The sequence below is a fragment of the Bacillus sp. ISL-75 genome (assembly GCF_018613095.1).
The window spans coordinates 32956-46996 of the sequence record NZ_JAGGQX010000015.1; the positions used below are offsets into that span (position 1 = coordinate 32956).

General features: G+C 44.1%; 16 protein-coding genes. All 16 read left to right on the forward strand.

Annotated elements, in window-relative coordinates:
- Positions 1–100: 100 nt before the first annotated feature.
- The 16 genes from J7E63_RS06645 to J7E63_RS06720 all read left to right on the forward strand — a co-directional run bounded on the left by J7E63_RS06645 (position 101) and on the right by J7E63_RS06720 (position 14021).
- Complete coding sequence (locus J7E63_RS06645) at positions 101–547, forward strand: GNAT family N-acetyltransferase (RefSeq protein WP_215010751.1); 447 nt, start codon at positions 101–103, stop codon at positions 545–547.
- 184 nt (positions 548–731) lie between these two features.
- The gene (locus tag J7E63_RS06650) at positions 732–1775 is read left to right on the forward strand and encodes an L-threonylcarbamoyladenylate synthase (protein ID WP_215010752.1); all 1044 of its coding nucleotides are present in this window, start codon (positions 732–734) and stop codon (positions 1773–1775) included.
- 305 nt (positions 1776–2080) lie between these two features.
- On the forward strand, positions 2081–2638 hold the full coding sequence (locus J7E63_RS06655) for a manganese efflux pump MntP (RefSeq protein ID WP_168241290.1): 558 nt from the start codon (positions 2081–2083) through the stop codon (positions 2636–2638).
- Between the two features lie 85 nt (positions 2639–2723).
- Complete coding sequence (locus J7E63_RS06660; protein ID WP_214712007.1) at positions 2724–3161, forward strand: low molecular weight protein arginine phosphatase; 438 nt, start codon at positions 2724–2726, stop codon at positions 3159–3161.
- 171 nt (positions 3162–3332) lie between these two features.
- Positions 3333–3779, forward strand: a complete 447-nt coding sequence (rpiB, locus tag J7E63_RS06665; RefSeq protein ID WP_215010753.1) for a ribose 5-phosphate isomerase B — start codon at positions 3333–3335, stop codon at positions 3777–3779.
- A 46-nt stretch (positions 3780–3825) separates the two neighbouring features.
- A complete protein-coding gene (locus J7E63_RS06670) occupies positions 3826–4392 on the forward strand; it encodes a TIGR01440 family protein (RefSeq protein WP_215010754.1) in 567 nt (188 codons plus the stop codon).
- Between the two features lie 267 nt (positions 4393–4659).
- Positions 4660–5901: a serine hydroxymethyltransferase gene (gene glyA / locus J7E63_RS06675; protein ID WP_214712009.1), complete on the forward strand. Its 1242-nt coding sequence runs from the start codon at positions 4660–4662 to the stop codon at positions 5899–5901.
- A gap of 332 nt (positions 5902–6233) precedes the next feature.
- The gene (gene upp / locus J7E63_RS06680) at positions 6234–6863 is read left to right on the forward strand and encodes a uracil phosphoribosyltransferase (RefSeq protein WP_215010755.1); all 630 of its coding nucleotides are present in this window, start codon (positions 6234–6236) and stop codon (positions 6861–6863) included.
- Between the two features lie 595 nt (positions 6864–7458).
- Positions 7459–8478 (forward strand): nuclease-related domain-containing protein, encoded by a 1020-nt coding sequence (locus J7E63_RS06685; RefSeq protein ID WP_215010756.1) that lies wholly within the window; start codon positions 7459–7461, stop codon positions 8476–8478.
- Positions 8479–8568: 90 nt separating this feature from the next.
- The gene (locus tag J7E63_RS06690; protein WP_215010757.1) at positions 8569–10848 is read left to right on the forward strand and encodes a S8 family serine peptidase; all 2280 of its coding nucleotides are present in this window, start codon (positions 8569–8571) and stop codon (positions 10846–10848) included.
- Positions 10849–11222: 374 nt separating this feature from the next.
- The gene (locus J7E63_RS06695; RefSeq protein WP_088090206.1) at positions 11223–11447 is read left to right on the forward strand and encodes an AtpZ/AtpI family protein; all 225 of its coding nucleotides are present in this window, start codon (positions 11223–11225) and stop codon (positions 11445–11447) included.
- A gap of 2 nt (positions 11448–11449) precedes the next feature.
- Entirely contained in the window at positions 11450–11824 is a 375-nt protein-coding gene (locus J7E63_RS06700) for an ATP synthase subunit I (RefSeq protein WP_088090205.1), read from the forward strand.
- 22 nt (positions 11825–11846) lie between these two features.
- A complete protein-coding gene (atpB, locus tag J7E63_RS06705; RefSeq protein ID WP_214712012.1) occupies positions 11847–12560 on the forward strand; it encodes a F0F1 ATP synthase subunit A in 714 nt (237 codons plus the stop codon).
- An 85-nt stretch (positions 12561–12645) separates the two neighbouring features.
- Positions 12646–12858 (forward strand): F0F1 ATP synthase subunit C, encoded by a 213-nt coding sequence (gene atpE / locus J7E63_RS06710; RefSeq protein ID WP_348982654.1) that lies wholly within the window; start codon positions 12646–12648, stop codon positions 12856–12858.
- A gap of 99 nt (positions 12859–12957) precedes the next feature.
- Positions 12958–13488, forward strand: coding sequence for a F0F1 ATP synthase subunit B (gene atpF / locus J7E63_RS06715; RefSeq protein ID WP_098932386.1), 531 nt, complete (start codon positions 12958–12960; stop codon positions 13486–13488).
- Entirely contained in the window at positions 13485–14021 is a 537-nt protein-coding gene (locus tag J7E63_RS06720; RefSeq protein ID WP_214712013.1) for a F0F1 ATP synthase subunit delta, read from the forward strand. Before atpF ends, J7E63_RS06720 begins: the two co-directional genes overlap by 4 nt.
- Positions 14022–14041 lie beyond the last annotated feature (20 nt).

Genomic DNA, 14041 nt, shown 5'->3' on the forward strand with positions numbered 1-14041 from the left:
TCTTTAATAAAATTTTACTAGATTCGTGAATCTAGCGGTTCTATTTGTTCTAGCTCATCCATATTCATAGAGTAGAATCTTAAAAAAAGAGGTGGAAGCGATGCAGGCATTGATTCGCAGAGCAAATAAACAAGACTTGGGCAGTTTACGAGCGTTTTTATCCAGAGCCAATCTGGGGACGGATGGACTAACAGATGAAACGATTGACTATTTTTTGCTGCTAGAAAATGAGGATGGCACCTTAAAGGGTTCGCTTGGCATGGAGGCCTTCACGGAGTTCGGGCTCTTGCGCTCCCTCGTTGTGACACCTGGACAAGCTGAAAAGGAAATCTTTGTTCTTTTCGATCAAATGGTGCAATTAGCGAAAGAAAAAGGGATGAAAGGTTTGTTTTTGGCAACAAATAAGAGCGTGGCCTTACCGTTTTTCGAATTAATGGGCTTCCAGAGAGTTGATCGGGAGGATATACCCAGCGAATTTTATCAATCTGAACATATTCGACACGTTTTAAATGTGGATAACTCTATATTTTTGAAATTTTCACTATAATTGTGGATATATCCACAAAGTTATCCACTTTTTCAAGGAAGTTGTACACAATTTGTGGATAACACTTGTATTTATGCCCACCTTCTTTTATACTTTCAAACGTATTGAGCTAAAAATATGAGTCTAGGTGACTAAATTCGCCAAATTTCGCTAATAGACTCATTCGAGATAAAGGTGGATAACTATGAACACAAAGGTCTGGAAAGTGGATAAGTATGTGGATAATCTTGAAAATAATCCACAAGTTGTGGATGCAGCGAATTTTTTACGGGATAACGAAGTGGTCGCCCTGCCTACGGAGACGGTTTATGGTCTTGGCGGGAACGCGGAAAGTGATCTGGCGGTTGGGAAGATTTTTGCAGCCAAAGGAAGGCCGAGTGATAATCCACTAATTATCCACATCGCTGAAAAAAAGCAGCTGAGCACGTTTGTAACTGAGGTTCCTGACAAGGCTGAAGTGTTGATGGATGCGTTTTGGCCGGGACCACTGACGATAATTTTTAAAAAGAAAGAAGGCGTCCTAGCGGAAACGGCCACGGCGGGATTGTCGACGGTTGCAGTAAGGATGCCGGACCACCCTGTTGCACTGGCATTGTTGAAAAGTTGTGGACTGCCGATTGCTGCCCCGAGTGCTAATAGCTCTGGCAAACCGAGTCCAACGAAGGCCCAACATGTCATGGACGATTTAAACGGGAAAATTGCTGGTGTGATCGACGGCGGCGCAACAGGAATTGGCGTGGAATCAACGGTCATCGATTGCACCGAAGCGATTCCGGTTATCTTAAGACCGGGCGGGGTAACGAAGGAGCAGCTTGAGGCTGTGCTCGGTGAAGTACGTGTCGATGCCGCGTTAACAGACGAGGCGGCGCGGCCGAAAGCCCCAGGCATGAAATACCAACACTACGCCCCGAATGCACCGCTATTTATGGTGTCAGGCACCACGAAATTTATCCAGCGTCTAATAGAAGGAAAACGGATGGAGGGGTTGCGGGTCGGGGTGCTGACAACGGAAGAGCAGGCGGATGTATATGAAGCGGATGTGGTGATAGCTTGCGGGAAGCGGGCGGAACTTACGACGGTTGCCGCGGCGCTTTATGATACGCTGCGAAAATTTAATCTAGAAAAGGTCGATGTCATTTACAGTGAGATCTTTCCGAACGAAGGTGTCGGAAATGCAATCATGAACCGCCTGCAGAAAGCCGCTGGAAATAAACTAATCGCCGAATAAACACTAGGTTCTCCGGTGAGGGGACCTGGTGTTTTTTTTTTCGGTGTCAGGCACCGATTTTGGGTGTAGTGTAGTGGTTTGAATTTTTTTGGCGGATTTTTGGTGTCAGGCACCAATTTTTTGGGTGACAGGCACCAATTAAATGTGTCCGCGAACACCATTATGTAACAAATTCTGGAATTAGAAATGTGGAAGAAGCGGTATAATAGACGTAAGCGGCCAATATTCCAGTTCCCCAACAAGACTTCTAAATTAGTTTGGACGTGCATATGCTAGGGTAGTTAGTCCAAGGAGGCGGGGTCCGAATGTCTGAAATGATTGGCGAAATAGTAACTCTTATGTTAATGGCGTTTGCGCTAGGGATGGATGCATTTTCAGTCGGACTTGGCATGGGGATGTACAAACTTCGGCTCAAGAAAATTTTTAATATTGGCATCACGATCGGTTTGTTCCATGTATGGATGCCGCTGCTTGGCTTAATTGCTGGGAAATTTTTATCAGATAAGTTTGGTACCTTTGCGACCTTTATCGGCGGTTTTCTGCTGATTTTACTGGGTGTGCAAATGGTGTGGTCCACCCTCAAAAAGAGCGATGAGAAGGTTATTTCCCCAATTGGTTTCGGCTTGCTGCTCTTTGCCTTGAGTGTGAGTCTTGATAGTTTTTCCGTAGGGCTTACCTTAGGCATTTACGGTGCGAAGACGATTATGGTTATTTTGTGTTTTGGAATCATGGCAACCATCCAAACATGGGCGGGGCTGCTGCTTGGCCGCAAGATGCAGGGCTGGGTCGGGTCATATAGTGAGGCACTTGGCGGAGCTATTTTACTGGCCTTTGGCTTAAAGCTGCTCGCTCCCTTCTTTTAACGGGCGGATCGGCCAACCTTTTCGAATCCCTAACTTAAATATGATAAAATAAATTACATAAGAATCTTGTAAGGAGGCAAACACATTGCAGCGCATTTTGTTTGTATGTACAGGAAATACGTGCAGGAGTCCAATGGCAGAAGCAATTTTGAAAAATAAAGCAGTCGACGCGATCGAAGTGAGGTCGGCAGGCATTTATGCTGCGAACGGCAGTGAGGCATCGCCACATGCAAAAAGGGTGTTGGAGGACAATGGGATCGTGCACAATCACCGTTCCAGTTTGTTAACGAGTGATGAGGTCGAATGGGCCGACCTCATCCTAACGATGACATCCTCACATAAATTGGCCATTCTGCAGCAATACCCTCATGAGGGTCAGAAGGTATATACCTTAAAGGAATACAGCGGGGAAGGTTTCAATCATGATGTCGTCGACCCGTACGGCGGACCGCTCGCCATGTACGAAGAAACCTTTCGTGAACTAAATGGATTAATTGATAAAGCAATTGGAAAACTAAAGTGACAGATGCTCTCTTTTCGAAGAGGGCTTTTATTTTTTGATTGAAACTTTATATTTTTGTGGCAGTATGTCAAAATTAATCAGGAGAGCAAAGCCCCTTTTCGTGACGGACACTAGTGGCGAGGAGCTGGGGCTAGTCTGTAAAAAATAAATAGAATAGAGGAGGTTTTTAACATGAAAGTGGCACTAGCATCAGACCATGGCGGAGTGAATCTTCGCAAGGAAATTGCGCGATTACTTAACGAACTGGGGATTGAATTTGAGGATTTTGGCTGTGACTGTGAAACATCGGTGGATTATCCAGATTACGCACTGCCAGTTGCTGAGAAGGTAGCGAGCGGCGAGTTTGACCGCGGGATTCTGATTTGCGGAACGGGAATTGGCATGAGCATTGCTGCTAACAAGGTGAAAGGGATTCGCTGTGCCTTGGTCCATGATACGTTTAGCGCCAAAGCAACGCGGGCTCATAATGATTCAAACATCATAACGATGGGTGAACGCGTCATTGGCCCTGGCCTGGCCCGAGATATTGCTGAAATATGGCTGACGGGTGAATTTGAAGGCGGCCGTCATGCGAACCGAATAGGAAAAATTGGCGAATACGAGGACAAGCACCTCTAATTAAGCTCGAGCTGGACTGGACATCTTTTAGGGGAGGGCAAGGCATATGATTCAATCGTGTGAACAAGAACTGGAAGCAATTTTAACGGAATTCAAAGAGCAGGGCGCGTTAAAACAAGGGCAGCTGTTAGTGGTCGGCTGCAGTACGAGTGAGGTGATTGGGGAGCGAATTGGCACCTCTGGCACGGTTGAAGTGGCGGAAATGATTTACCGCTGTTTAAAAAACCTTCAAGCGGAGACGGGGATCGCGCTTGCCTTCCAATGCTGCGAGCATTTAAACCGGGCCTTGGTCGTCGAACGCAAGGTTGCGGAGGAAAGGCGGTTCGATGAAGTGTCGGTTGTCCCTGTCCGTAAAGCAGGCGGGGCGATGGCCACTTACGCCTTTGGAGCAATGGATGACGCGGTTGTAGTGGAGTTCGTGAAGGCGGATGCCGGGATTGACATCGGCAACACACTCATCGGGATGCACTTAAAACATGTCGCCGTTCCAGTCCGCGTGAAGCAAAAAAGCATCGGACAGGCCCATGTAACACTCGCCAAAGTACGCCCGAAACTGATCGGCGGCGCAAGAGCCGTATACGAGCGGAATCAGGAAAACTCGAGCTGCTCTTAATAAACTTGGGTGTCAGGCACCATCATTAAAGTTTTTTATAAGCTGGTAAATTTTGATGCATTATGCTAAAACACGAATGTTTATGTGATAAAAATTAATTTCGTTCGGAAAATAATGTACTGACGTATAAAAATGTTCACTTTAGGTATAAAATATAATTAAAAGCCGAAAAATGTTTCTCTTTTAATTTAAGGGTGTTTCTGCTAAAATAAAAAAGAATTTTCGAAAAGTATCTAAGTTACAATACATATAAGGGGGATTTTTGTCATGAAGCATTTGCCACAAGCTGATGAACAGGTTTTTCAAGCGATTCAAAAAGAATTAGGTCGTCAACGTTCAAAAATCGAATTAATTGCCTCAGAAAACTTTGTAAGTGAAGCAGTCATGGAAGCGCAGGGGTCCGTTTTAACAAACAAATATGCAGAAGGCTATCCTGGCCGACGCTATTATGGCGGCTGTGAATATGTTGATATCGTCGAAGACTTAGCCCGCAACCGCGCAAAGGAAATCTTCGGAGCGGAATACGTGAACGTGCAGCCTCACTCAGGTGCACAAGCTAATATGGCGGTTTACTTCACAGTTCTAGAGCAAGGTGACACCGTGCTTGGCATGAATTTATCCCACGGCGGCCACTTAACACACGGCAGCCCAGTTAACTTCAGTGGTGTTCAATATAACTTTGTGGAATATGGTGTGGACCAAGAAACGCACCGCATCAATTATGATGATGTGCGTGCAAAAGCACTCGAGCACAAGCCGAAAATGATTGTTGCTGGTGCTAGTGCGTACCCGCGTGCGATTGACTTTGCAAAGTTCCGTGAGATTGCCGATGAAGTCGGTGCATACCTCATGGTGGATATGGCGCACATCGCTGGACTTGTTGCGGCAGGATTGCATCAAAACCCAGTACCGTACGCTGATTTTGTCACCACAACTACACATAAAACATTACGCGGCCCACGCGGCGGAATGATCCTTTGCAAAGAGGAATTCGGCAAGAAAATTGATAAATCGATCTTCCCTGGAATTCAGGGCGGTCCGCTAATGCACGTCATTGCTGCGAAAGCTGTTGCGTTTGGCGAAGCATTACAGGAAAGCTTCAAAGAATATGCTGGTCAGATTATCACAAATGCCCAGCGCTTAGCTGAAAGTCTTCAAAAGGAAGGCTTGAAGTTAGTATCCGGCGGAACGGACAACCACCTCTTGTTAGTGGATGTAACTACGCTTGGATTAACTGGCAAGGTTGCTGAAAAGGTACTGGATGAAGTTGGCATCACGGTTAACAAAAACACAATTCCATTTGACCCGCAAAGTCCGTTTGTAACAAGCGGTGTCCGTATCGGTACGGCAGCAGTGACAAGCCGTGGCTTTGTTGAAGCAGATATGGACGAGATCGCTTCAATTATCGCGTTTACCTTGAAGAACCATGAAGATGAGGCGAAACTTGAGGAAGCGCAAGGTCGTGTCGAGGCCTTAACAAGCAAATTTACTCTTTATCCAGAATATTAATAAGAAAAGCGCAAGCGCCCTGTTCAGCGGCGTATGGCCTGGAGCGCTCCAACTGAGATAAAGGAAACACGAAGAGCCGAAGGTGATTCGATGTTGACTTATCGTAGGGTGGAGAGCGAAGGACACTAGCCGCTAGGGCGCTGGAGCTAGACAGTTGTCTATGTTCAAAAACTAATACTTTCTTATTTTAGCAGCAGAGAATCGGCCTATCGTAGGCCGATTTTTTTTGAAAAATCTAACTAGTTGAAAGTGCTGAATTCTATTTGCTCATTGCCTTTTTTTTCTGTAAAATGAGACGAAGTGTTTATAATTTAAAATAAGGAGCGATGATTATGGCCAAGGTATTCGTTTTCGACCATCCACTCATTCAACATAAACTAACTTACATACGTGATAAAAACACAGGAACAAAGGAGTTCCGCGAGCTTGTCGATGAAGTCGCGACGCTGATGGCGTTTGAAATTACCAGAGATATGCAGCTTGAGGATATCGATATCGAAACACCTGTCTGCCCAGCGAAATCCAAGGTTCTAGCCGGTAAGAAAATCGGGATTGTGCCCATTTTGCGTGCAGGAATCGGAATGGTTGATGGTATCTTAAAATTAATCCCAGCTGCGAAAGTGGGCCATATCGGTTTATACCGCGACCCTGAAACCTTGATGCCGGTTGAGTATTATATTAAGCTCCCAAGTGATGTGGAAGAGCGTGATTTCATTGTGGTTGATCCGATGCTTGCAACAGGCGGTTCGGCGATTGAAGCAATTCGCTCCTTGAAGAAGCGCGGTGCGAAACATATCAAATTTATGTGTTTAATTGCAGCACCAGAAGGCGTGGAAGCAGTAAAGTCAGCCCACCCGGACGTGGATATCTATATCGCTGCATTAGATGAGAAATTAAATGACCACGGCTACATCGTCCCAGGCCTTGGTGATGCAGGAGATCGGTTGTTTGGAACGAAATAGGATACCGTTTGAAAAAAAGTCGAGAGTACTCTTCGGCTTTTTTTGTTGGTTTTATTAAAAATAGGTCATTTTTTTTTTGGAAAAATAATGAGATTGGGAGCCTGAATTATTTTTTTGGGGAAATAAAAAATCGGTTTTGGAATTCCAATTATTTTTCTTAAAAAAGGAAAATCCGTACTGGAACCCAAATTGTTTTTCGAAAAATACAAAATCCTTTTTGGAACCCGATATATTTCTCGAAATAAGAGAAAATCCATACTGGAACCAATTTATTTTTTAAAAAAAAGGGCTCACTTTTGGGAAAATATGTCTAATAGCACAAAACACCTTGAAAATGGCACAAAACCTCTTAGAAATGGAACAAAACTCTAGAAATCGGCACAAAACCACCGGGAGATGGCACAAAACTCCAACGAGAACAATTTTGAACTTGAATAAAGAACATAAAACGATAACAAGAACCGAAATAGACCTAAAAAATGAACGGCAAAAAGACTAAATTTCACTAAAATGATATAATTTGCTTAATTTTTAAGGAGGATATCTAATCTTATAATAGAAATTACCACTGAATATATAAAAAGAGGTGATGTATATGGTCGTTTTAGAACTGAAGTTACCAATTCAAGCTTACCAATGTATGGCGGTACTCCGCAGGGTATCGAAAAATCATCCAATCAGACCGACAGTCGAACGAGATTTAAGATCGTGGCTGAAGGGATACTACGGCGAGAAGGAATGCAGCTACTATCTTTCGCTTTTGCCCGAAGATCAATATTACATTTTTCATGGCCTGCGGCTAACTGACAAGAAGGCATTCCAAATTGATTTAGTGATACTTTCACAGAGGTTTATCTTCATGGCAGAAGTCAAAAATCTATCGAAGAAATTGATTTTTAACAAGGAAACCAATCATGTAACCAAGGAATTTAATAATGAAGAAGAGGGCATTTCGAATCCAATTCTTCAGGTGAAAAGGCAAAAACTGCAATTCGTAAATTGGCTCAGAAAGATGCAAATGCAGGGTTTGCCAATTGAAAAAGTGGTAATCATCAGTAAACCGACGACTAAAGTGGAAACAACTCCTGACAATCAGCAAATTTTCAATGAGTTGATTTATGCCGAGTCACTTCTGGACAAACTGGAAGAGCTTGAAATGAAGTATCAAAAACCCGTGTTTAGCAAAAGAAAAACCAGCCAATTAGTGGACCTCCTTTTAGCCCACCATCAAACTCCTATTCCTGATATTCTCCACACCTACAAATTATCAAAAGACGACATTATAACTGGAGTGTTATGTCCTAAGTGTCAAACCGTCTCGATGGACTATTATTCAGCAAGTTGGCACTGTCCTAATTGCCTGTTAATCTCAAAAACGGCTCATTTTCCAACTGTAGATGATTATTTTCTCTTGATTGGACCGATGATTACGAGGAAGCAGTTTGCTGAGTTTACACATATTAAATCCACCGTTGTAGCAGGGAAACAACTAAGGGCGCTTAACCTCACGTCTAATGGGTCTAAACGTGGAACAAAATACACACTGCCGAAAAATCAGCTCCTGTGCCCGCTTGATGAAAAGGAAATCAACGCATACACGATTCCCACCAGGTAAATAGGAAATACCCGATGCCCGTTTCCCAAAATAGTCGTGCATACTTTCCCCACTCAATGAAAACGATATGGAAAAAGGGGAAATCTATCGATGAAACTTCTACTCGCGTTACTGCTAGCTTTTCAAACTCCGAAAATACTCATCCATCCTTCGATCACCAAAAGCACGCAGGAGACAACTTCCATAATAATCCTGGACAAACCACACACCGACCAGGAAATCCTGCAGCTCATGAAACCCTACAAAGACGTTAAGCTTCGCCGTGTTTTCCACCATGCGCTTGATGGATTCTCGGTCGAAGGCAGCGCAGAAACACTTGCCGAAATCGGCCGCAGCCATAAACAAATCAAAAACGTCTCGCCGGTTATTACCTACCAAGCCGAAACCGAGGAAAGCGTCAAAATTATTGGTGGGGAGGAAGTCCGCAGTTTTTTTGATAAAAAAAATGAACGGCTGACGGGAAAAGGGGTAACGGTCGGGGTTATTGATACGGGCGTCGATTACACCCATCCCGACCTTAAGCGCAACTATGCCGGCGGCCGGGACCTGGTTGACAACGACCGCGATCCGATGGAAACGCTCGCCCTCGGGAAGGCGACGATCCATGGAACCCATGTGGCCGGTATTATTGCAGCCAATGGAAAAATAAAAGGCGTTGCCCCGGAGGCAAAAATTGTTGCGTACCGCGCGCTTGGGCCGGGCGGGGGCGGGACCACCGAGCAGGTGCTCGCGGCGATTGACCAGGCGATTAAGGATAAAGTGGATGTCGTCAATCTCTCGCTCGGGAATGATATCAACGGGCCCGACCTGCCAATCAGCCTCGCCCTCAACCGCGCCGTCGATCGCGGAATCGTCGCCGTGGCGGCTTCTGGTAATTCCGGGCCAAATGTTTGGAGTGTTGGCTCACCTGGAACCGCCTCCAAAGCGATATCGGTTGGTGCGTCGACCCCAACTTTGGAGACACCCTATCTATTAATAGAAGGAAGTCGGGATAAATTCCAGATTGAACCGCTCGAAGGCTCAGCTAAGTGGGCGCTCGACCGCTCCGCTGACATTGTCGATGGCGGCATCGGCAGACCTGATGAATTGAAAAATATTGAAGGGAAAATTGCCCTCATCAAAAGAGGGGTCTTAACTTTTTCCAAAAAAGCGGAAAATGCGAAGCGGGCAGGGGCAAAAGCGGTGCTCATCTACAACAATATGAGCGGCGGCCGTTTCATGGGAAACCTCGATACGCAAATGTCGATCCCAGTCGGCGCCATCTCGAAGGAAGACGGGGTTATTTTACAAAAAGCCTTAAAAAGACAAACCACCTCGGCACGGGTCACGGTCAGCGAGGATTCGGACCGGCTCGCTGACTTTAGCTCGCGGGGACCGGTGACGGGAACGTGGGAAATCAAACCAGATATTGTTGCCCCCGGAGTAGCGATTAATTCGACGATTCCGGGCGGCTATTTGTCGCTTCAAGGGACGAGTATGGCGGCGCCGCACGTCGCTGGGGCCTGTGCATTAATTAAGCAGGCCCATCCGGACTGGACACCCGAACAAATCAAAGCGTCCCTGATGAACACGGCAAAACCGCTCGCAAAGTCTAATAGCGTTGACCGTACGGCGGCCATCCCGAACGCAGCCGGACGTAAGACCACTACCATCAACGGGCGAACCCTTGGTACACAGGGAGAACCCGCCTACTACCGCACCTTTGAACAGGGGGCAGGCAGAATCCAGGTTGACGAAGCGATCCAAGCCACCACACTCGTCACACCGAGCAGTATCCGGTTTGGGAAATTTACGGAACAGAGTGATGTCCATAAAGCCTATCTTCATGTCGAAAATACAAGCCAGCAAGACCAGCGTTATTCGTTTGATATCCCGCCATATATCGATGGACTGGAATGGCGGCTGCCGCTTTCGTTTACGCTCGAGCCTCAGCAAACAAAGGACATAACGGTCGAGTTGACGGTCGACCCGCAGGTGTTTAAAGGGAAAATTCACGACGGATATCTCCGCTTGCAGGCGGGCGGGGCATCAGTTCGCATTCCCTATCTTTATGTTTTAGAGGAGCCGGACTATCCACGGGTCATGGGCTTTGATTTTGCCGAAGGAGACAAACCAGGACAGTACCGCTATGAGGTGTATTTGCCGGGCGGGGCGGAGGAATTTGGGATTGCCTTGTTTAACCCGGAGGATTATCGTTTTGTCGGCTATTTAGATACGATTCCCAATGTGAAAAAGGGACTTGTTCGCAAGGACATCCCAGACGACCAGCTTCCAGCAAACGGGACCTATTTAGTAAAGGTTTTTGCCAAAAAGGCCAGCAAAGAGGACCATATCCAACGGATGATCACGATTGAGAGGAAAGAAGACTAAAAAGCAATTTTAAGAAAAGACCTTGTCCACACCAAGACATGGTCTTTTTAACAAAATCATAATAAAAGTTCATAATATTGTACCATTAGTATAATTATAATTGTTCACAAAATAGACACAAAATGAACAAAATTCCTTCACAATTTACTCTACAATAAGATTGTTGAGTAAATTCCAAATTGGAAAATACTTCAGGAAATACTTTGTGGCATAATTCACGTAATTTAATTGACATTGACAGGGTGCTATTGTATGCTAACTAAGGGTGTAAATGATAGGGTTTTCATGTAAATAAATCTATCTAAAGATAGTATTTAGGTTATGGATATTACTTTTTGCCCGATTGACATTCTCTCAGAGTGAGGATGTGTTATATGCGTAAAAACAACCGCAACCCATTACAAGCTATGGCTTTAATGTCCGCAATTGTCTCCCAATTAGTAGGTTCCATTCTAATAGGTATTTTCTCAGGCAGATGGCTGGATCAGCATTGGGGTACCGAACCAATTTTCTTAATAATCGGACTGCTTATAGGTCTTGGAGCGGGTACCTATTCCATGCTCCTTTCAATCCGCCATTTCTATTCAGGAGATAAATAACTATGCCAGATTTCAGAGTAATGTTCAACAGGCAGCGCAAATGGATTTTTTACTTGTTGTCCATTTATGTTCTAGGCTGGGGTTTCACCTCGTACCAAACCATATTTCTAGGGCTGATTCTTGGGACATGCTTTAGTTATTTGAATCTTTGGATACTAGTTAGAAAGACGGAGAGCTTTGATAAAAAGGTTACAGAGGGCAAAAAACCCAAGTCGTTAGGTTCGCTCTCGAGGATGGCTGTGGCGGGAATTGCTGCGTTAATCGCATTAAGATACCCAGAGCAATTCGATATGATTAGTTTAGTGATAGGATTAATGACATCCTATATTGTCATTATGATAGATTATTTTTACCATGCATTGCATGTACATAAATGAAGCGGAAGCGAGGTGAGTTTACATGCATCATGAGGTTCCAGAGTTTAAATTTATGGGCCTTTGGTTTAACGGCGCAAATATGCTGATGATCACAGTAGCAAGTCTAATTGTTTTCCTAATAGCCATTCTTTCTACACGAAAGCTGGCAATGAAACCTACAGGGATGCAAAACTTTTTTGAATGGGTGATGGACTTTGTTAAAGGGGTCATCAACAGCACGATGGATTGGAAAGAAGGCGGAAGGTTCCACATCCTTGGAATTACATTAATTATGTATATTTTTGTATCCAATATGTTAGGTCTTCCATTTGCGATTGTGGTTGATGAAAAGCTTTGGTGGAAATCACCAACGGCCGATCCAATCATCACTTTAACACTAGCAGTTATGGTTTTGGCACTATCCCATTATTATGGTGTCAAGCTAAAAGGTGTCAAAGGCTATGCAGAAGGTTTCTTCAGCCCAATGAAATTCTTATTCCCATTGAAGATCATTGAGGAATTTGCCAATACGCTGACTCTTGGTCTGCGTCTATATGGTAACATTTACGCTGGTGAGTTGCTTCTATCACTATTAGCAACAGGCCTGGCACATCAAGGAATTGCTGGTACGATTGCGGCTATCCCGCTAACATTGGTATGGCAAGGGTTCTCTGTATTCGTTGGTACGATTCAAGCTTATATTTTCACAATGTTAACAATGGTTTACTTGGCTCATAAAGTGAGTCACGACCATTAATAATACACCGTTCATTTTATGAACAAAATAAAAAATTAATTGATGTTTTATACATTTAAGGAGGAAAAAAGTAATGACAGGATCAATTGGTGTTTTAGCAGCAGCAATCGCAATCGGTTTAGCAGCAGTAGGTGCAGGTATTGGTAACGGTCTTATCGTAGGTCGTACAGTAGAAGGTATCGCTCGTCAACCTGAACATCGTGGTTTGCTTCAAACAACTATGTTTATCGGGGTTGCGTTAGTAGAAGCATTACCGATTATCGGTGTAGTTATCGCGTTCATGGTATTAAACCGATAATAGTAGGAAAATTCAAGATGGCGATGATCAACAAATCCTCGCCATTCATTTATGTGTTTTTGCTATCGTTAAGCAACTCTTGAAAGGAGTGAACCGAGGGTGTTAACAAACAGTTTAGTATTAGCCACTGCTGCTGAAGGCGGCGGCCACATTAATACTGGGGATATTTTCTTCCAGCTTATCGTTTTTCTTGTATTGTTAGCCTTGCTCAAAAAGTTTGCATGGGGTCCATTAATGGGCATTATGAAGACGCGTGAAGAGCATATTGGTAGTGAAATTAGTGCGGCAGAAAACAGCCGTTTAGAAGCAGAAAAGATTTTACAAGAACAAAGAAATCTTTTAAAAGAAGCACGTAATGATGCGCAAAACTTAATCGAAAATGCCAAAAAGCAAGGTGAACTTCAACGTGAAGAAATCGTTGCGGCATCTCGTACAGAAGCTGAACGCGTCAAAGAAGCAGCAAAGCTTGAAATTGAGCAGCAAAAAGAAAAAGCTGTTGCCGCTATTCGCGAACAGGTTGCCTCACTATCTGTATTAATTGCTTCTAAAGTAATTGAAAAAGAATTAACTGCAGCAGATCAGGAGCAGCTCATTAACGAATATATTAAAGAGGCAGGAGAAGAGCGATGAGTAACTCAATGGTAGCAAAACGCTACGCGTTGGCTCTTTTCCAAATTGCGAAAGAAACTCAAGCGCTCGGAGTTATTGAAGAAGAACTTCGTGTAGTGAAGGAAGTTGTACAATACAATCCTGAATTAAAAAATATCTTAAATTCTTCTAAGCTTTCAATTGAAGAGAAAAAAGAAATCATTAAGTCATCTTTCGCAACAGTAAATGTAAATGTATTAAATACAATGTTGATCTTAATCGACCGCCACCGTGAAGACCAAATCGTTGACGTGGCAAATGAATTTTTAGAGCTGGCAAATGATGAGATGGGCATTGCCGAGGCGCAAGTTTACAGCACCCGTGAATTAACGGATGCGGAACGCGAAGCAATCTCATCTGTATTTGCAGCAAAAGTGGGCAAAAAGTCCCTAAAAATTGAAAATATCGTAGATTCCAACCTGCTTGGCGGTATCCGCCTTCGCATTGGAAATCGTATATATGACGGGTCATTAAGAGGAAAACTCGATCGTTTAGAACGTAAATTGTTAAGCTAGATTCGAAAGATTAGGGGTGA